Source organism: Vibrio sp. 2017_1457_13, from assembly GCF_030851525.1.
GTDB classification, from domain to species: domain Bacteria; phylum Pseudomonadota; class Gammaproteobacteria; order Enterobacterales; family Vibrionaceae; genus Vibrio; species Vibrio metschnikovii.
The window spans coordinates 77,994-97,928 of sequence record NZ_VHTA01000002.1 but is presented as its reverse complement, the minus strand read 5'-3'; the positions used below and the strand labels follow the sequence as shown (position 1 = coordinate 97,928).

The 19,935-nt window shown below is 42.2% G+C and carries 17 protein-coding genes; 11 read left to right on the top strand and 6 right to left on the bottom strand.

The genetic code is table 11. The features are described from left to right. Nucleotides 1-104 precede the first annotated feature (104 nt). The 6 genes from FKN88_RS02995 to ltnD are packed head-to-tail and all read right to left on the bottom strand — an operon-like array spanning nucleotide 105 to nucleotide 6,191. A complete protein-coding gene (locus FKN88_RS02995; protein WP_306687207.1) occupies nucleotides 105-1,607 on the bottom strand; it encodes a GntP family permease in 1,503 nt (500 codons plus the stop codon). Further along, nucleotides 1,607-2,578, bottom strand: coding sequence for a D-erythronate dehydrogenase (gene denD, locus FKN88_RS02990; RefSeq protein WP_306687206.1), 972 nt, complete (start codon nucleotides 2,576-2,578; stop codon nucleotides 1,607-1,609). The genes FKN88_RS02995 and denD overlap by 1 nt, the downstream gene beginning before the upstream one ends. A gap of 43 nt (nucleotides 2,579-2,621) precedes the next feature. Further along, on the bottom strand, nucleotides 2,622-3,398 hold the full coding sequence (otnI, locus tag FKN88_RS02985; RefSeq protein ID WP_158137310.1) for a 2-oxo-tetronate isomerase: 777 nt from the start codon (nucleotides 3,396-3,398) through the stop codon (nucleotides 2,622-2,624). Then, complete coding sequence (locus tag FKN88_RS02980; RefSeq protein WP_154171097.1) at nucleotides 3,398-4,030, bottom strand: aldolase; 633 nt, start codon at nucleotides 4,028-4,030, stop codon at nucleotides 3,398-3,400. Before FKN88_RS02980 ends, otnI begins: the two co-directional genes overlap by 1 nt. Next, a complete protein-coding gene (gene otnK / locus FKN88_RS02975; protein ID WP_154171096.1) occupies nucleotides 4,027-5,283 on the bottom strand; it encodes a 3-oxo-tetronate kinase in 1,257 nt (418 codons plus the stop codon). Before otnK ends, FKN88_RS02980 begins: the two co-directional genes overlap by 4 nt. A gap of 2 nt (nucleotides 5,284-5,285) precedes the next feature. Next, nucleotides 5,286-6,191: an L-threonate dehydrogenase gene (gene ltnD, locus FKN88_RS02970; RefSeq protein WP_154171095.1), complete on the bottom strand. Its 906-nt coding sequence runs from the start codon at nucleotides 6,189-6,191 to the stop codon at nucleotides 5,286-5,288. A 259-nt stretch (nucleotides 6,192-6,450) separates the two neighbouring features. Between ltnD and FKN88_RS02965 the strand changes: the two genes are divergently transcribed. From FKN88_RS02965 to FKN88_RS02915, 11 genes are all read left to right on the top strand, one after another. After that, nucleotides 6,451-7,221, top strand: coding sequence for a DeoR/GlpR family DNA-binding transcription regulator (locus FKN88_RS02965; RefSeq protein WP_040905030.1), 771 nt, complete (start codon nucleotides 6,451-6,453; stop codon nucleotides 7,219-7,221). Between the two features lie 300 nt (nucleotides 7,222-7,521). After that, complete coding sequence (locus tag FKN88_RS02960) at nucleotides 7,522-8,502, top strand: tripartite tricarboxylate transporter substrate binding protein (RefSeq protein ID WP_154171094.1); 981 nt, start codon at nucleotides 7,522-7,524, stop codon at nucleotides 8,500-8,502. Between the two features lie 102 nt (nucleotides 8,503-8,604). Further along, nucleotides 8,605-9,096: a tripartite tricarboxylate transporter TctB family protein gene (locus FKN88_RS02955; RefSeq protein WP_154171093.1), complete on the top strand. Its 492-nt coding sequence runs from the start codon at nucleotides 8,605-8,607 to the stop codon at nucleotides 9,094-9,096. Nucleotides 9,097-9,108: 12 nt separating this feature from the next. Next, a complete protein-coding gene (locus tag FKN88_RS02950) occupies nucleotides 9,109-10,611 on the top strand; it encodes a tripartite tricarboxylate transporter permease (RefSeq protein ID WP_154171092.1) in 1,503 nt (500 codons plus the stop codon). A gap of 126 nt (nucleotides 10,612-10,737) precedes the next feature. Beyond that, nucleotides 10,738-12,393, top strand: coding sequence for a sensor histidine kinase (locus FKN88_RS02945; protein WP_154171091.1), 1,656 nt, complete (start codon nucleotides 10,738-10,740; stop codon nucleotides 12,391-12,393). Between the two features lie 20 nt (nucleotides 12,394-12,413). Further along, nucleotides 12,414-13,100 carry a response regulator gene (locus FKN88_RS02940; RefSeq protein WP_154171090.1) on the top strand — a complete coding sequence of 229 codons (687 nt, stop codon included), beginning with the start codon at nucleotides 12,414-12,416 and terminating at the stop codon, nucleotides 13,098-13,100. A gap of 222 nt (nucleotides 13,101-13,322) precedes the next feature. Continuing rightward, on the top strand, nucleotides 13,323-14,918 hold the full coding sequence (locus FKN88_RS02935; RefSeq protein ID WP_306687204.1) for an ABC-F family ATPase: 1,596 nt from the start codon (nucleotides 13,323-13,325) through the stop codon (nucleotides 14,916-14,918). Nucleotides 14,919-15,444: 526 nt separating this feature from the next. Then, nucleotides 15,445-16,419, top strand: coding sequence for an autoinducer 2 ABC transporter substrate-binding protein (locus FKN88_RS02930; RefSeq protein WP_187984798.1), 975 nt, complete (start codon nucleotides 15,445-15,447; stop codon nucleotides 16,417-16,419). 67 nt (nucleotides 16,420-16,486) lie between these two features. After that, on the top strand, nucleotides 16,487-17,980 hold the full coding sequence (locus tag FKN88_RS02925; protein WP_154171087.1) for a sugar ABC transporter ATP-binding protein: 1,494 nt from the start codon (nucleotides 16,487-16,489) through the stop codon (nucleotides 17,978-17,980). Next, complete coding sequence (locus FKN88_RS02920) at nucleotides 17,973-18,971, top strand: ABC transporter permease (protein WP_154171086.1); 999 nt, start codon at nucleotides 17,973-17,975, stop codon at nucleotides 18,969-18,971. Before FKN88_RS02925 ends, FKN88_RS02920 begins: the two co-directional genes overlap by 8 nt. Further along, the gene (locus FKN88_RS02915; protein ID WP_306687203.1) at nucleotides 18,971-19,930 is read left to right on the top strand and encodes an ABC transporter permease; all 960 of its coding nucleotides are present in this window, start codon (nucleotides 18,971-18,973) and stop codon (nucleotides 19,928-19,930) included. The genes FKN88_RS02920 and FKN88_RS02915 overlap by 1 nt, the downstream gene beginning before the upstream one ends. Nucleotides 19,931-19,935 lie beyond the last annotated feature (5 nt).

The following is a 19,935-nucleotide window of genomic DNA, read 5'->3' as shown; positions in this document are numbered from 1 at the left end:
AAAGTTTTGATCTTCTGGGATTGTTGTGAGAATAAACCGATGAGGGTAGCTATCTTCATCGGTTTATTTAAATCATTCCGCTTTTATAAAAAGGGAAATGGATATTAATGATTTATTTTGGTAAGGCTCTGACTCATTGAACGACTCTGTGAACTCATAAAATAGAGACACCAGCCGAGAATAACAAGAGGTAATAGAGGATCATAAATAGAGCCAGCGGTTCCAAAAATAAGGTTCAGTGTCATGATCAACGTACCGCCAATCGCCCAAGCAAGAGTGGTTGGAATGGTCCAAATCACCAATTGTTTGCGAACTTCTGTCACTCCCATTAGACGGTTGACAATATGGAATAGGCTGTCATTAAAATACCCCGCGAATAGACTGCCCATTGTTGCAGCGGAAGCGGCAAAAAGCATGTTCACATCTTGAATCTCGGCTAAAACTGGTGCAGAAATGGATGCCGCGGTAATCATTGAAACCGTCCCACTGCCCTGAATAACTCGCACTAATGTTGCGATAATAAATGGGATCATGATTGGTGAGATGGGCAATGAGGCGACTTGGTTAGCAATTTCAGCCCCAGCGCCTGACTCGCGTAGTACGTTACCCAGAGCACCGCCAGCACCAGTAACGAGAAGGATGATCCCTGATGTTGAAATGCCTTGTTCCAGCTTCGCGGTTGTCTCTGCTTTGTCTAGGTATGGCGTCAAAGTGTATACCGCCAGTAATGTACTGATCGATAGCGCAATGATCGGGTGACCAAGGAATTGAATAGCCTGACCCAAAAAGCTGGTGCTAAATCCCGTTAATCCGAGTTGTTTCTCTGCCAGCTGTGTCAGCGAATTTGCTAGGATCAGTAAAATCGGTACCACGATAGGCATGATTGATTTTGTCAAAGAGGGTAATGCTTTTTCTGACTTTGACGCCATATAGTCCGCGTGAACTTTCTTCTGCTCTTCTGGTGCTTTAGCCAACGTCACTGGTGTCGCGTACTCAGGGAAATGCTTCTCTAGCCAACGCGCATACATGACAATTCCGGCCACTGATGGTAAAGCGATGAGCAAGCCAAAACCGAGCATCGAAGCGATATCTACACCAAAAATACTTGCTACTCCCAATGGTCCAGGTGTTGGTGGAATACAGTGGTGAGCCACGACAAGACCACCTGCTAGTGCGACCGTAAGAGTGAGAATCGAACGTTGAGAAGTTTTGGCCAAAGACTTAGCAATTGGATAAAGGATGATTAAGGCACTATCGACAAAGACGGGAATACTGACAATGTATCCGGTGATCGCTAACGCCAGCTCTTCCTTTCGTTTACCTAGCCATTTAATGAAATGATAGGCGATGGACTCACCAGCACCAGAGGTTTCCAAAATGGCTCCCATCATGACACCCAGACCAATGACAATGCCAATGCCACTTAAGGTACCGCCAAATCCTTGGCTGATGGCCGACATAGTTTCATTAACACTTAATCCACCAATCAAGCCCGCAATACAAGCGGCTACAAGCATTGCGATCAAGACATGAACCCGAGTGCGCAGAACCAGAAATATCAAAACAAATACCGCGATGATCAAACCGATAACGGAAGTAGATAACATTATGCATCCTCCATTTCTACGACTGAGCAAGTCGTAAGGTAGCGAGAAAGAACGGCATTGAAATTGGCATCAACGCTGAAACCTAGGTTGAGTTCCTTTGTGTTATCAATAGCTTGAGGCCAGCTTGCTACGATCGATTCAATCGCTTTATCTTTTTTAATGGTGACGAGATCGGTGCGAGAAGGAGCCACTTGCTCTGCCATGGCAGCAAGCATAGTGCGTGGCGTAACTCTAACACCGGGTAAGTTAAAAGTTCGATAACCCTGGATAGCACTACGCTCCAGTCGGCTTGCGTGGATAATATTCTGAATGACAGTTTCTGGGCTGGATATCCACAGTCCGAGGTCAAGATCCACTGGACAGTTGGATGTTTGACCTTTTAGCGGTTCGCGAATCATGCCACTCACGAACGATGACGCGGCCTGATTGGGGACTCCGGGACGGATACAAATCGTTGGCAGACGAACGCTGATCGCATCAACCAGATTTTTGCGACCATAATCGTTCACCAACAGTTCGCCTATGGCTTTTTGTGTACCGTATGAAGAACTGGGCTGAGTCGCCGTCATTGGCGTCACTACCTCTGGTAATGCTCCACCAAACACCGCGAGCGAACTAGAAAATACAAAGCGTATCTCTGAATTGACTTGACGACACTGTTCAAGCATTAACTGTGTTGCCGTCAAGTTGACCTTGATTCCAAGATCGAAATCTTGTTCTGCATGACTCGATACAATCGCAGCAAGGTGAAATACATGAGTGGTTTTCGGACCAATCAAGGTAGCCACCTGTTGTGGATCGGTGATGTCGGCGACGACGGCACTGACTCGTGGATCTTCAGTGATAGCACCGTTGGGTTTGACTCGATCGACAATCATTAAAGACTGAATCGAACCTGAATCTTGTTGGAGTAGGGTTTGAGCTAGTAGAGATCCGAGAAATCCGGCACCACCAGTGATTACGATGTTCATACACATGTCCTTGTTGTATTGCTTGTTATTATTGTTATGAGCGTTATAAGTAAGGCTTGACCCAGCCTAAGCCTTGTTCGGTAGTGGTTTTAGGTTTGTATTCGCACCCGATCCAGCCGTCATAACCGGAGTTATCCAGTACATCGAAGAGATAGGGGTAGTTGATTTCACCGTCACTAGGTTCATTACGGTGTGGCACTGACGCAATTTGAATATGGCCAGTAAATGGCGCTAAATCGCGGATCAGAACATCCAGATCACCATCCATGATCTGTGCGTGGTACAGATCGAGTTGTAATTTCACATTCGGACGATTAACCATCTGAATCAATTCAACGGCACGCCGTTGATGAGAAATGAAGTAATGAGGAACATCGCGATGGTTTAGAGGTTCAATCAGTACATCAATGCCATGTTCGGCAAAGGTATCCGCAGCGTAACGAATGTTGGCGATAAAGGTATCGATGTGTTGTTGCAGGCTGTACGCTGGATCGATGATGCCTGACATAGCGTGTACTTTTTTGCAGTTGAGTGCTTTGGCATACATCAGTGTGGTGGCGACACTTTGCCTAAATTCTTGCTCACGCCCCGGTAGAGCCGCGAAGCCTTTTTCACCGGCATCCCAGTCGCCGGGAGGCATATTAAACAGCGCTTGTTCAAACCCGTATTGCTCTAATTTTTTCGCCAACACTTGTGGTTCGAAAGCATAAGGAAACAAAAATTCGATCGCCTTAAAGCCAGCACGATGTGCATGCTCAAAGCGTTCTATAAAAGGCACTTCGTTGAACAGCATGGTAAGGTTCGCAGCAAATTTAGCCATTACTTTCCTCTCCCTTTTAGGTCTTCCACCTCGACCTCTGTGAGGTAACGAACTGGATGGTTATTGAGTAAAAACATTAACTTGGCGGTTTCTTCTAATTCTTCAGCGTTATCCACGGCATCTTCTAGATCGGCGCCAGTGATGACTGGGCCGTGGTTAGCCAGTAAGAATGCACGGTAATCAGCGGCACGTTTAGCCAGTTCTTCGGCAATACGTGGTTCACCCGGGCGCAAATAGGGAATGACAGGTAATTGGCCGATACGCATCACGTAGTAGGGTGTGAAAGGGCGAATAGCATTATCAGCATCGAGATTATCGAGGCAGGAGAGCGCTGTCAGATAAGTAGAATGCAAATGCACAATTGCGTTACATTTCGGATTGTTTCGGTAGATAGCTAGATGGAAGGCTATCTCTTTTGAAGCACGTTTGCCGGAGAGCTGATGACCCTCAATATCCACCACAGATAATTCTTCGGCGATTAAACGGCCAAATGAAGAGCCTGTTGGTGTAGCGAGAAAATGGCCGTTCGGTAATTTCAATGATAGATTTCCTGCACCACCCGTGGCATAACCACGTTCAAACATGGAGCGTGCAAGGCTAACCATCTGTTCTCTAAGTTGTTGTTCTGTCATAGATAAAAATCCTGTGCTTTTTCGAAGAAGCGTTCATCGCCGAAGTTACCTGACTTAAGTGCCAACGATAGTGAACCGTCGATAGATTGGACCCAAGGCACACCTGGAGCGATTTGTGGTCCGATGTGAAAACCAGTGACACCAAGGCTTTGGGTTACAATTCCGGATGTTTCACCGCCGGCAACAATAAAGTTTTTAATCCCAAACTCTTGCAATTGATGGGCAAGTTGACTGAAAAATTGCTCTACCGCTTCACTTGAAGTGGCCGCACCGTATTGCGTCTGAATGGCCTTGAGTTTGTCTGGATCTGCGGTGGCATACACCATGGGTGCGTAGTGACTATCAAGTTGCGCGGTGACCCAAATAAACGCTTGTTGTACATAGTTTTTATCGCGTAGACACGCTTCGACGTCGACGGCAAAATGCGGTGCTACCGATTGATAACGGGCGACTTGTTGATTCGTCATGACTGAGCAAGATCCAGAAAGCACGACACCGGGTGCTTTTGTCGGTAAGCCTGCCGATTGAGCTTCGCTTTGATCGGCCAGTTTGTTGGCCCAATTTTGAGCGATACCTGCAGCTAAGCCTGATCCACCAGTAATCAATTTGAGTGATTTCACTGCCTGACCGAGAGTAATCAGATGAGTGCTATTAATGGCATCAACAACCGCGTAGTGTTTTCCTTCCTCTTGTAATTGAGCAAAACGTGCAACAACGGCGTCTACACCTTGCTCAATGACTTGATAATTAACCAGACCACATTCACCTTGAGATTGGTTATTCATCAGACGAACTAAGCTCGAATCTGTCATTGGTGTTACAGGATGGTGGCGCATGCCCGATTCGTTCAGGAGTTCACCAAGCACAAATAGATAACCATTGAATACGGTACGGCCATTAACTGGCAGTGCTGGGCAAACGATAGTGAAGGTTTCATTTAGTTCTGCTAGTAGGGCATCGGTCACCGGACCGATATTGCCTTGTGCAGTACTATCGAAAGTCGAACAGTATTTAAAATAAAACTGCTGGCAGCCCTGAACTTGCAACCAACGAAGCGCTTCTAGTGATTGGTTGACGGCTTGTTCAGCGGGACATGAGCGGGATTTAAGGCTGATGACCACAGCATCGGCGTCTACATGAATGTTTTTCTTTGGTATGCCGTTGAGCTGTACAGTGCGCATGCCATTTTCAACCAGAAAACCTGCAATATCGGTTGCGCCAGTAAAATCATCAGCAATGACTCCAAGTAACATAATTATTTCTCCATGCGAGGTAGATTGATGCCATCAAAAATCTTGATCACTGCGCTGTCATCTTCTTGACCAAAACCTGCATTACTAGCAGAGATAAACATGTTGAGTGCAGTACTCGCTAGTGGGAGAGGGAATTTCAGGTCTTGTGCGGTATTGGCGACCAGATTAAGGTCTTTAACAAAGATATCGACCATTGATTTTGGCGAGTAGTCACCATCAACAACGTGTTTCATTCGGTTTTCAAACATCCAAGAATTACCTGCCGCGTTAGTGACCACGTCGTACATTAAATCGAGAGGAATATTGGCACGAGCGGCCAGGGCCATCGCTTCAGCTCCGGCAGCAATATGTACACCTGCCAAAAGTTGGTGAATGATTTTGACGGTAGCACCAAGACCAATTTCGGTACCGATGTTATAAACTTTGCCTGCCGTTGCCGCTAACACGGGAGCCAATTTAGTGAACGCCTCTATACTTCCGGATGCCATGATGGTCATATCACCGGCTTCGGCTTTTATTGCACCACCGGAAACGGGGGCGTCTAACATCAGCAGGTGGTAAGACTTAAGGCCCGCTTCAATATCTTTTGCATCTTGGGCAGAGATGGTGGCAGACACCATGATGGCTGTGCCTGGTTTTAGGTTGGCGGCTAAACCTGAATCGAACAAAATCGATTTCACTTGCTTGGCGTTGATGACTAACAATAAAACCGCATCGAGTTCGTGAGCAAATAGATTGGCGTCGCTAGCTACCGCTTTCGCCCCGTAGTTACCTAGTGTTTCGAGAGCGATTGGGTTGAGGTCAATGCCGTACACATCGAGTCCTGCGCGAATACAGGATTTTGCAGCCCCCATCCCCATAGATCCTAATCCGATCACCGCTATCGATTTCACGGTTTGATTATCCATATACTTATCTCGCATTGAAGATTGATGTTAATTTGTGTTATTAATTGTGATTCTATGTGATAGCTGGCGAGGTGTCATGCGTCACTTGTCACAAATATTAACAATCATTAGTAATGATATTGAAAATAACTAGATGTTCACACTTTACGGCTTCATTTTTCTCCAGAATTTGTTTGTTTTTAACAATAGTTAACACAACTTCACACCATGGCTGATGACTGATAATATGAGTACACTCATTACTTATAGCTAAGTCATTATGATTCCAGCAGAACGTCACAAAACTATCCTATCTCTGCTTTCACAACAGGAAGTGATCAGCATTAACGAACTGGTTGAGCAATTAGAGGTGTCGCACATGACCATTCGTCGCGATATCGCTAAACTCGAAAAATTGGGTAAGGTATTGTCCGTGTCAGGCGGTGTGCAACTGACTAAAGTGCTGCATCAGGAGCCTTCTCATGATGCTAAAGCGACGCAACACGCTAATGAGAAAGCGATGATTGGCCTTATTGCTAGCCAGTTGGTGCAACAAAATGCTACGGTTTATCTTGATGCTGGGACCACTACACTGGAAATCGCTCATCAACTTGCTAGCCGTGATGATCTGCTTTTTATTACTAACGATTTTGTTATTGCGGCTTTTCTAACCCATCACAGTAAAAGCGAGCTTTATCATACGGGCGGACGAATTGATCGTGAGAATCAGTCCAGCGTAGGGAGTAAAGTGTCAGACTTTCTGGCGGGAATGAATGTGGATATCGCGTTTGTCTCAACTTCATCATGGAATCTGCGCGGTATCTCTACGCCCAGTGAGCCTAAGGTCATTGTCAAAAGGGCAGTCGCAGCGGCAGCACAAAAAGTCATCCTTGTCTCTGACTCTTCTAAATATGGCAAAGTTGCCACCTTTCATGCGCTCGATATGCAGTGTTTTGATGTGGTGATCACTGACCGGGCATTTCCAATCAGTGTTCGACAAGAATTAGCAGAAGAAGGGATTTCAGTGTTGATCGAGAGTAAAAACTCTTAATCATTGCCTCATAAGCTCGTCATGTTTTTTCAGATTGGTGTCAGCTACTACTTAGATCAATGGTTTAGCTGACGTCTACCTTTGTCGGTCAATAATTAACATCATAAAAACCATAAACGCCATAAGCGGTATGGTAAAAAGTGTCCTTCCTCTCGTTAATTTACTTTATTGTCACTTAATGTAAACAAGTTGAAAACATTATAAGTTGTTTTCATTAACCGTTGTTAGTAGAGCAACAATATAAGCCAGATTAAAAACTATAAAAATCATTTACATTAAGTCAGACACAAGGATAGAACGATGAATGAAGTAAAATATATCTCTGTAACATGGTTGATAATACTTAGCTCTTTATTAGGGGTATCCTCTGCTTTTGCGAAATCATATCCTCCAAGAACCATTAATATGGTTGCTCCAGCGGGTGCGGGTGGAGGATGGGATATTACGATTCGTACCGTAGCTAAGACATTAAAAGATGAGGGGATTATTAATGCGAATCTACCGGTGATTAATCGTCCCGGTGGCGGGGGTGCAGTAAATTTGGCTTATATGCAAAGTCAGAAAGGTAAAGGAGACTTAATTTCTGTTTATTCTCCTCCGATCTTACTGACTCATTTAGTCGGTTTAACACCATACAGTTATCAAGATACGACCCCTATTGCGCGCTTAATTACGGATTATGCCGCTTTTGTTGTGCCTAAAAATTCTCCTTATACCTCAATTAATCAGGTTATGGAGGCACTAAAAGAAGATCCTAAGTCTATTAAAATAGGTGGTACATCCGCTGCTGGCTCAATGGACCATATTCAATTTCTCTTAGTGGCGAAAGCTGCTGGGATTAATAATTTAAAAAATATAGATTATATATCATTTCAAGACGGTGGAGTTGTTGCTCAGGTTTTAGGCGGACACATTGATTTGATCTCAACGGGGTTAGGCGATGTAGCTGGTTTAATACAAAGTGGTGAGTTGAGAGCATTAGCTCAAACTGCTGATAAACGAGTAGGTGAAGGGATGATGGCCGAAATTCCTACCGTTAGAGAGCAGGGAATTGATGTGGTTTTTGAAAATTGGCGTGGTTTATTTGGGCCGAAAGATATGCCAGAAGAAGCCATCAATTATTGGCGTAATGCTTTAGAGAAAATGATTCATACCGATAGCTGGAAAGCCGCATTACAACGCAATGGATGGGATGATGCTTATCTGGATTTTGATGATTTTCAACCATTCTTAGAAAATACGAATCAACAATACAATGCCTTGATTAAAGAAGTTTTCTAGAGTTATATAAATTTTCAATACAGAAATAAACCAATCGCCTAGATAAAAATTATCGTTATAGGTATTGGTTTATTCTCTTGTACATTTATGGATGATATAAATATGAAAGATTATAGTAAATCTAATTGGGATGGATTGACCGGTATTATCAGTATTCTCTTTGGCTTAAGTTATGGTAGTTACGCCTATTTATTACCAAGGCCTATATTTGGTAATGAGTGGGAACCGATTGTTATGCCTTTGTCGATCTCGATTTTTATGATTGTGATTGGATTATTATTAGTCGTTAATGGTCGATTTTCTCCATCAATGACAGCAATAATGAAGACGATTGATGAGCATTCAAAAAATAAGATTAATACATATAGGATATTATCAACATGTTTAATTTCCTTGCTGTATTCTTTTATGTTTGAGCTTGTTGGCTTTCTTATAAGCACGATGTTTTTTATGCTGATGATGTTAATGGTTACATGTGGTATTAAACGTTGGAAGCAATCATTAGTCATTGGTGTGGTTTTTTCTGTTGGGATTTACTTCATTTTCAATGAATTATTATCCATTAATTTACCTAGCGGAACACTTTTTAGTTAAGGAAAATTAACTATGACAGATATATTTACGAATCTTTTTAATGGCTTTGGGATTGCTTTACAGCCTTATTATCTTCTACTGATAACACTTGGTGGGATCATGGGAACGATTATCGGCATGCTACCGGGTCTTGGTCCGGCGACGGGCGTTGCCGTTCTATTGCCCATGACTTATGCCATGGGGCCTACGGCATCATTAATTACGATGACAGGGATCTATATGGGGGCGATGTTTGGTGGTTCCCGTAGCTCGATTTTAATCAATACACCCGGAGACGGTGCTGCCTTGGCGGCAACCTTCGATGGTTATCCGATGGCAATGAAAGGGCGTGCAGAAGCCGCACTTGCTATCTCAGCAATCGCATCATTGATCGGAGGTACTATCGCTGCGGTGCTCATGACCTTTCTTGCTGAGCCTGTAGCCAACTTTGCGATTAGATTTGGTCCAGCAGAATATTTTATGTTAATGCTAGCCGCCCTTTCGATGACGGTTTCTATGTCTAAAGGCAATATGCTGAAAGGTTTCTTCTCTATGGCAATAGGGTTAGCGATTGCAACAATCGGCATTGATGCTCAATCCGGATTAAGTCGTTTTACTTTTGGTTCCCTTGAGCTCCAAACAGGTGTTGACTTCTTGGTGGTGATCATTGGCATTTATGCATTAGGAGAAGTGCTGAAAAGCATGACAACCTTAGGTGATGGTAGTAAAAAAGCACAAACTCAGTTTAAACGGATTTGGATCAGTAAAGAGGATTGGCGCAGATCGAAATGGCCCATTTTACGTAGTGCCCCTGTTGGTTTTATTGTCGGGGCACTCCCCGGCGCAGGGGGAACAATGGCATCGTTACTTTGTTATAATAATGAGAAACAACTCTCACCCAACAAAGATGAATTTGGCAAAGGTGCGATAGAAGGCCTAGCCGCTCCTGAATCAGCAAATAACTCAGCATCCATTGGAGCGATGATTCCTATGCTCTCATTAGGTATCCCTGGTTCAGGTACGACGGCAGTCATGATGGGGGCCTTATTAATGTTAGGAATACAACCTGGGCCGCTTTTATTTACCCAGCATCCAGAAACAGCGTGGGGATTGATCGCAAGTTTATTTGTCGCGAATATTATTCTGGCTTTCGTAAATATTCCATTAGCAGGTGTTTTAGTTCGTATGCTCGCTATCCCTGCGAATGTTTTATATCCTATCGTTTTAGGGCTTGCTTTCGTGGGCTGCTATGCTATTGGGAATTCTGTGGTAGATTTTTATATCTTAATTTTATTAGGTATAGTTGGGTTTATTATGCACAAACTGGTTATTCCTACTGCACCAATGATTCTTGCTGTTATTGTTGGCAGCCAAATGGAACAGTCGTTTAGGCAAGCATTTCGGATCTCTAATCAAGAGTTCAGTATTTTTGTTCAATCAGGAATTACTCAATTTCTATTGATAGTGACAATTTTTTCAATCTGTTGGCCATTAATAAACTCATTTAGAAATAAAAGCCTTTCAAACATGGCTTAAGATAACTATTTCAAAGGGTAAAGTCATTTTGTGACTTTACCCTTTTTTTTGTTAATTTCTGGTAGTAAAGTTGTTGTCTTTAGGTATGCTGTGGAATACCTAAGTTGTGTAATTATATGAGTGAATATGTATAAGGTAATGCGTAAAAATCTGGACGTGATTCAGATAAATAGCAATCGAAACCGATGTTTTTTTATGCATTTACGCTTTCGTAATAAGATATTCTTATTGCTTACTTTTTTACTCCTAATTCAATTCCTTTACATGGCCTGGGGATTCTATCAAGCATTATCCTCTTCTATTGATGATCAAGTTCGTACTCGTGCATTATTACAAGCTCAAGATATTGCTAGTGATCCAGAGTTGATTACTTTAGTAGAAACAAAAAACATTACAGAAATTCACAAGGCGATTGAGCGTATCATGCATTATTCTGATGCGAGCTTTATTGTTATTGGTGATCAAAATGGTATTCGCTTATTTCATCCAGAGCCGGATCGTATAGGTTATCCAATGCAAGGTGATGATAATGCGGGAGCTTTATTAAGAAAGGAATCGTATACTTCTTTGCGAGAAGGGAGTTTAGGTTATGGTATACGAGGGAAGTCACCGATTATTGATAGCCAAGGTAATATTATTGGTGTGGTTTCAGTCGGTTATCTGTTAACACGGTTTCAATATTGGCTTAAAGACTACTTTCGTCCTTTGATTGTTGATGCCTTATTATTAATTTCTATTTCATTATTATTAGTCTGGTTGTTTTCTCGGCACATACAAAGAAAAATGAATAATATGGAACCAGAAGAAATTTCGCTCTCTTGGGAAATTCAGCAATCTATTTTATATGCTGTCTATGAGGGTATTATTGCGGTTGATTTACAAGGTAGGATAATTGTTATAAATCCAGCAGCAAAACGCTATCTTCCATGCGGTTCAGAAGAAAATATTAACATTAGAGATTATCTTAATGATTGTAGTTGGTTAGATAATAAGAGTTCGCTCATCGATAAACAGAAAGATGAGTTTTATCGATTAAACCATCATCAAATTATCGCTAATCGAGAACCCATATTACATAATAAAAATCTTGTTGGTTGGGTTCTGAGCTTTCGTGAGCAGAATGATGTGTATGCGGTCTCCGCAAGCTTAACTCAAATTAAACAATATAGTGATAATTTTCGTGTTCTTCGTCATGAGTTTTCTAATAAGTTAACGACACTTTCTGGATTGTTAAAAATGGGAAATATTCAAGAGGCGATGATATTAATTAATAATGAAAGTGGGAGTAAACAAGAGCTGTTAGACTTTATTCAGCATTCTATCCACGTCAATCAAGTTGCTGCATTTTTACTAGGGAAAGCTTTACGTGCACAAGAGTTAAATATTGATTTTCGTTTAGATCCCACTTGTCAGTTAAGTAACAATCAAACAAAGTTAGATGATCATCAATTATGCACAGTATTAGGAAATTTGATTGAGAATGCCTTTGATTCATGTCGAATAAATCAAACGAAGAGTCCTTATGTTGGCATTTTAATTACCGATGCAGGACAAGATATTTTGATTGAAGTGTCTGACAATGGAAGTGGTCTGTCTATACAGGAAAAGGAAGTAATATGGAATCGAGGTGTGACTCGTAAAGATGATAAGGAAGATCATGGTCTTGGGCTATATCTTGTCGATCACTATGTAAAACAAGCGGGTGGTTTTATTAACATTGATAATGCTGAACCTCAGGGATGTATTTTTTCTTTATTTATCCCCAACTATATTAATAATTAGCATAATGTCAGGAGGGAGGAATGGAAACGATTGATATCGTTATTGTTGAGGATGACGTAAATATTACTAATATTTATTTGGATATCATTCAAGGTTTTAGTCGATTTACTGTTGTCGGGATCGCTGAGTCTCAGAAGATAGCTCGCACGATTATTCAAGCTTATCAACCACAGCTTATCTTACTCGATAACTATCTGCCGGATGGTTTAGGTATTGATTTATATCGTGATATTCTTGCTCAGAAAAAGAAAAGAAAACAAGATGTTGTACTTATCACAGCATCAGATGACGTAAACACGGTTCAAGAAGCAATGCAGCTTGGTTGTTTTGACTATTTACTCAAACCTATATCTTTTGATCGATTTCAACAAACATTACAACGTTATTTAGATCTCAATAATGCAATGAAAGCTTATGATAATTTAAATCAAAAATACATTGATGAGTTATTTAATATTCAGCACAGAAAGCAGCAAGTTAGCCTTCTACCTAAAGGTATAGAGCAGATAACATTAGATAAAATTATTCGTCTATTATCTTTAAATAGTGGCGATAAATTTACCGTTGAAAAAGTGAGTCTACATACTGGTGTGAGTAAAACCACAGCTCGGAGATATTTAGAATATTGTGCCACTCATGGACTTATTATTAGTGAAAACGAATACGGTAAAGTTGGTCGTCCCGAGCGTGTTTATACTAAAAATTAACCTTTCTTATTTTAAATAATTATTGTTATTCAGTAATAAGGTATTTTAAATTGGATGTATTTTTCATATTGATTACCGCTTATTGTCTATTTTTGTTAGATGAACGATTTGTCTGCAAATTTAGGTGATATTTGTCACAAAAAATGCTATCATCGGCGGCATTTTTAAAGGTAAGTAAAACTAACCTTTTGTTTATCATCATCCAACAACTTGGAATTTTTTGTGTTAACGACTGCAAACATCACCATGCAATTTGGCGATAAGCCATTATTTGAAAATATCTCGATTAAATTTGGTAATGGCAATCGCTATGGCCTGATTGGCGCAAACGGTTGTGGTAAATCCACCTTTATGAAAATCCTTAGCGGTGAACTTGAACCCTCTTCTGGTACGGTTTCCACTGATCCCAATGAGCGGATGGCAAAGCTGGGTCAGGATCAGTTCGCTTTTGAGAACTATACCGTGGTCGATACAGTGATCATGGGTCATAAAGAATTGTGGAAAGTAAAAGAAGAACGTGACCGCATTTATGCGTTACCGGAAATGACCGATGAAGATGGTATGCGAGTGGGCGATCTTGAAACTGAATTTGCTGAAATGGACGGCTATTCAGCAGAAGCTCGCGCCGGAGAGTTGCTACTTGGGCTTGGCATTCCTGAAGCGCAGCATTTTGGTTTAATGAGTGAAGTGGCTCCAGGTCTGAAACTTCGAGTTTTGCTGGCGCAAGTGTTATTTGCCGAACCAGAAATCATGCTGCTTGATGAACCGACCAACAACTTGGACATGCATACTATCGCTTGGTTAGAGCAAGTACTGCTGGCGCGTAACTGCACCATGATCATTATTTCTCACGACCGCCACTTTTTAAATACCGTATGTACTCATATGGCGGATTTAGACTATGGTGAGCTGCGTCTTTTCCACGGTAATTACGATGAATACATGAGCGCCGCTGAACAAGCTCGTGAGCGTTTACATGCTGACAACGCAAAGAAAAAGGCGCAAATCGCTGAGCTACAAACCTTTGTGAGCCGCTTTTCTGCTAACGCTTCAAAAGCCAAGCAAGCCACGTCGCGTCAAAAGCAGTTGGATAAAATTCAGCTACAAGAGGTTAAACCATCAAGCCGTCAATCTCCGTTTATTCGCTTTGATCAAAAGAAAGAGCTATTTCGTAATGCGTTAGAAGTTGAAGGTCTAAAGCAAGGTTATGGCGATAACATCTTGTTTGATAACGTTAACTTAATGGTCGAAGTGGGTGAGCGCATCGCCATCATCGGTGAAAACGGGATTGGTAAATCAACCATGCTCAATGCCTTAGCAGGTGCAATGGAGCCGATGGCAGGCATGATCAAGTGGTCTGAAAACAATCACATCGGTTTCTACGCGCAAGATCACGCTCATGATTTCAGTGACGATATGACGTTATTGGATTGGATGAGCCAGTGGAAAAACGAAGGGGAAGATGAGCAAACGGTACGGGGCATTTTAGGTCGTATGCTGTTTTCACAAAACGACATCAAAAAGTCGGTTAAAGTGATTTCTGGTGGTGAGCAAGGTCGAATGCTATTTGGTAAGTTAATCATGCAAAAACCGAACATTTTGTTGATGGATGAACCAACCAACCACATGGATATGGAATCGATTGAAGCGTTGAACTTGGCGTTAGAGAACTACAAAGGTACTTTGCTGTTTGTCTCCCATGACCGCCAATTCGTTTCTTCTATTGCCACACGGATCATTGAGATCACTAAACAAGGTGTCAACGATTTCCACGGCACCTACGATGAATACTTGGCGAAACAAGGTTTGATAGGCTAATCAGGTACATCATGAACCTCTATGAAGCCATCGCATTGCGCGATGGCTTTTTGTTTATTGGGCTGAAAACTGAAATTCTAGGACAAATAACCGGTTACTTAGTGACAAAAAAACGAGAATGAGGCGGTTATAACATTCGTTGTTGAGTGTTTTTTGTTCGTTCAAGAGTCAAAGTTATGATGGTATAGAAGAGTAAAAGTGATCTTATTCATATATTTATCAAAATACGGTTTTTTAGGCTAAGAGCTTACTGGCTATTTTTTTGTTTTTTAATTTTTTGATTTTTTTGTTTTTATGTTGTTAATTAAATGACAATTAATTGATCTTTTTCATGGTTTTTTTATTCGTAATTTTACACCTCCCTATGATTTTTACTGATATGAGATTTTATATTAACTAAATATTAACATATTCGTGTCTGCATCACGTTTTCTCTATTGGGTATCAATATTGTCTTGAAATCCGATTTAACATTCTTTCATCGATTCACCTTAACCCTACATACCACAATAAAGGATTGATGAAGATGAAAAAGGTCTTATTAAAAGCCGCCGTATTAACGCTTGCTATAGCTGCTGCAGGTTCACAGGCGAAAGAGTACGAGATTGTAAACGTAGTAAAAGTCTCCGGTATTCCTTGGTTTAACCAAATGAATAAAGGGATAGAACAAGCCGCCACCGATTTTGGTGTGAATGCACGACAACTGGGTCCTTCTACGCCAGATCCTGCTCAGCAAGTGAAAATTATTGAAGATTTAATCGCAAAGGGTGTGGATGCGATTACCGTTGTCCCTAATGATGTGACCGTACTTGAACCCGTATTTAAGAAAGCACGTGATAAAGGCATTATTGTTCTAACACATGAATCTCCCGATGGTCATAGTGCCGATTGGGATATCGAAACGATTGATAATCAAGCCTATGCGAGAGCGACCATGGATGAACTCGCAAAGAATATGGGAGAGAAAGGCGGCTATGCCGTGTATGTGGGTTCATTAACGGTGCCTCTGCATAATAACTGGGCAAATCTAGCCATCGATTACCAGAAAAAAACCTATCCCAATATGTATGAAGTCACTAGCCGTATGCCAGTGGCGGAAAGTATCGATCAATCTTATGCTGCCACTAATGATTTGATGAAAGCGCACTCAGACATGTCTGGCATTGTTTCTTATGGTTCACTTGGCGGTATTGGTGCTGGTGAAGCGATCAGAAAGAAACGAGCAAAAGATAAGATCAGCGTAGTGGGCATCATGATGCCAAGTCAAGCGGCTCCTTATTTGGCTCGTGGGGAAATTAAAAAGGGTTTCTTATGGAACCCCGCTGATGCAGGCTATGCCATGGTGGCTGTTGCGAAGCAGATGCTAGAAGGAAAAGATGTCTCAAAAGGCGTGACAGTTGAAGGGCTTGGTGAGGCGGACATTGATACCGAAAATCGTGTCATCAAATTCAATAGAATCTTAGAAGTGGATAACACTAACGCTCGTCAGTTAGGTTTTTAACGGCTTAACGTTTTACCTCTACTTATTTGGGCGGTGCAACGCCGCCCTTTGACTTCTGGAAATTCTTATGTCAGGTACTCCTTTTATTACCCTTAAACATGTCTCAAAGCATTTTGGTTCAGTGAAAGCTCTAGATGACATTGATCTTACCTTTAATCAAGGTGAAGTGCATTGTTTAGCGGGCAAAAATGGCTGTGGTAAAAGTACGTTATTTAAAGTGATCTCCGGTGTTCATGCGCCAGAGAAAGGAGCAGAAATCATCCTTGGCGGTAAAAGTTATGCAAGGCTTACCCCACAACAGTCGATTGAATACGGCATCCAAGTGATTTATCAGGATTTGTCATTATTTCCCAACTTAACCGTTGCAGAGAATATTGCTATTCAAGATCACATTGAGTGGTCGAAAGGGTTGGTGCAAAAAAAACGAATTCGAGACATTGCACTCACCGCGATGGCCAAAGTCGGCGTGAAGTTGGCGTTAGACAAAAGGGTTGAACAGCTCTCTATTGCTGAATGTCAGCTTGTGGCAATTTGTCGTGCTATGGCATCGGATGCCAAATTAATGATCATGGATGAACCTACCGCATCGTTAACTCGCACGGAAGTTAACCATCTGATTAATGTGGTTGCCGATCTCAAATCTAAAGGCGTCACGGTCGTCTTTGTGAGCCATAAATTGGATGAAGTGATGGAAATTTCTGATCGAATTACCGTTATTCGTGATGGAAAAACGATTGGAACGTATCAAGCCTGTGATGTTGACAGTGACAAGTTGGCCTTTTTAATGACGGGGCAGCGCTTTGAATTTACTCCGCTGGCACCTTACCACGAGCAAGGTGAGATCAAACTGGAAGTCAAAGGCCTGACGAAAAAAGGGCAATTTAGTGACATTTCTTTCTCTGTTCGCGCGGGTGAAGTGGTTTCTATTACGGGATTACTGGGTGCTGGCCGAACGGAGTTATGTATGGCGTTATTTGGTATGACAAAACCAGATGGTGGTCAGATATTGATCAGCGGACAGCCGGTTTTCTTCGAATCCAACCGAGAGGCGATTGCTCATGGTATTGGGTATGTATCAGAAGATCGTATGTCGACTGGGCTGGTTATGGATCAAACCATTCAAGACAACATTACGGCCGCGGTATTGGATCGATTGCAAAAACCGTCGGGTTTTCTCGACCACATCAAAGCGAATAAGCTGGTGGAGCTTTTGATTTCATCACTCTCAATTAAAGTGGCTGACCCTCAATTACCAGTGACTAGCCTTTCTGGTGGTAATGCACAGCGCATTTCTATCGCAAAGTGGATAGCGGCAGAACCTGAGGTGCTGATCCTTGACTCTCCGACCGTTGGCGTTGATGTCGCCAATAAAGAGGCGATTTATGCCATCGCCAAAGATCTTGCCGCAAAAGGAATGGCCATCATCATGGTCAGTGATGAGATCCCTGAAGTGTTTTATAACAGTCACCGTGTGATTGTGATGAAAGAAGGACGTTTTACTCATGACTTCTACCCCGCTTACTCCACCGAACAAGAGATTATGGAGGCCGTCAATGGTTAATTCATTTCGCTGCTCTCTCACGCCGTTAACGAAACATCATGAATTTTATCTGTCGATGATGATTGTTCTCATTGTGGGAGTACTAACGGCGACCTCTGAAGATTTTCTGACCTTAGGTAACTTATTCGATATGTCCGTCAGCTCAGCCATTCTTGGCATCATGGCTTGTGGGTTATTTGTTGTTTTGATCGCTGGGGGAATTGATATCTCTTTTCCTGCTACGGCGGCGATAGCCCAGTATGTGATGGCGACTTACATTTTAGCTCTCGGTGGCAATTTTATGCTTGCTTTTGCTATTGCTACCGTAGTGGGGATTTTACTGGGAATGATCAATGCGATCCTTGTTTACAAGTTAAAAGTGCCCGCCATCATTATTACCATCTCCACCTTAAATGTTTTCTTTGGTTTACTGATTTATGTCAGCAATGGTGAGTGGTTATACGGTTTTCCCGACTGGTTTATGAATGGTATCGAGTTATTCACGTTCACAGGGAGTGATGGCTATGACTATGGCTTGTCACTTCCGATCTTGACGCTCATTGTGATGGTTCTCGCCACTTCTTTTTTAATGACGAAAACACGCCTAGGACGACAAATTTATGCGGTAGGTGGCAATGCTGATGCGGCGAGCCGGATTGGTATTAACCTTTTTGGTATTCATTTATTTGTCTATGGGTATATGGGGGCACTGGCGGGCATCGCTTCAGTCGTGCAAACCCAAATCACCCAGTCGGTTGCACCAAATTCACTGATGGGGTTTGAGTTGACCGTGCTCGCTGCTGTCGTGCTGGGAGGAACCAGTATGACAGGAGGAAAGGGAACATTAATGGGAGTGATCCTTGGGGTTATCTTACTGGCAATTGTAAAAAATGGATTAACGATTCTAGGGATTCCTTCTTATTGGCATACCGTTGTAACCGGTTTAATCATTGTATGCAGCATTAGCATAACGGCGATCAACGAGAAAAAACAAGCGATGCAGGGGGCATAATGGAAGAAATTCTCAATAAACTACTATTACCGACGGATAAAAATATTCGTTATTTGTTGGTGATATTAGTGGGTATTTTACTGGCCATGGGATTTTTGGCCGGTCCATCTTTCTTTTCGTTAAATAACCTACAGTCGATGTCTTCTCAAATGCCATTATTGGGTTTGCTCGCGCTGGCAATGGCAGTCTGTATGTTAACCGGAGGCATTAATTTATCCATTATTGCCACGACCAATGCCTGCGGTTTGGTAATGGCGAGCATCATTACTCAAGCACCAGACAGTGCGGCGATGCTGGTGATTGCCTTGGCTGGAGGCGTGGCAACAGCAGTCATGATTGGGCTGTTTAACGGGGCGTTAATTGCCTATGTTGGTGTTTCTCCCATTTTGGCAACACTAGGAATGATGACATTGATCAATGGGCTAAATGTTCTTATTTCTGGGGGAAGCGTGATCTCTGGGTTCCCGAATACATTGTTGGTGCTGGGAAATGGGGTATTTTTCGGTATTCCCATGCCTCTTATTTTGTTTGCCGTCTTTGCGATCGGGCTTTGGGCTTTACTAGAACATACCCGCTTAGGACGAACCATTTATTTAATGGGGTCGAATGAAAAAGCCACTCGTTTTTCAGGGATTAACACGAAAAAGGCCACCTTATCGGTTTATGTCCTCTCATCCATATTATGTTGGGTGGCAGCATTGGTCATGATGGCAAAGTTCAATTCTGCTAAAGCCGGATATGGCGAATCTTATTTACTTATTGCCATTTTAGCGTCGGTGTTAGGCGGTATTAACCCTGATGGCGGTTTTGGGAGAATTATTGGTATTGCGCTTGCCTTGATCGTGCTTCAAACGTTAGAAAGCGGCCTTAACTTGCTGGGAGTGAGCAGCTATCTCACCATGGCTCTGTGGGGCGGTATCCTGATTTTATTTATTTTCTTACAAAAGAATAAGGCTTAACGGTG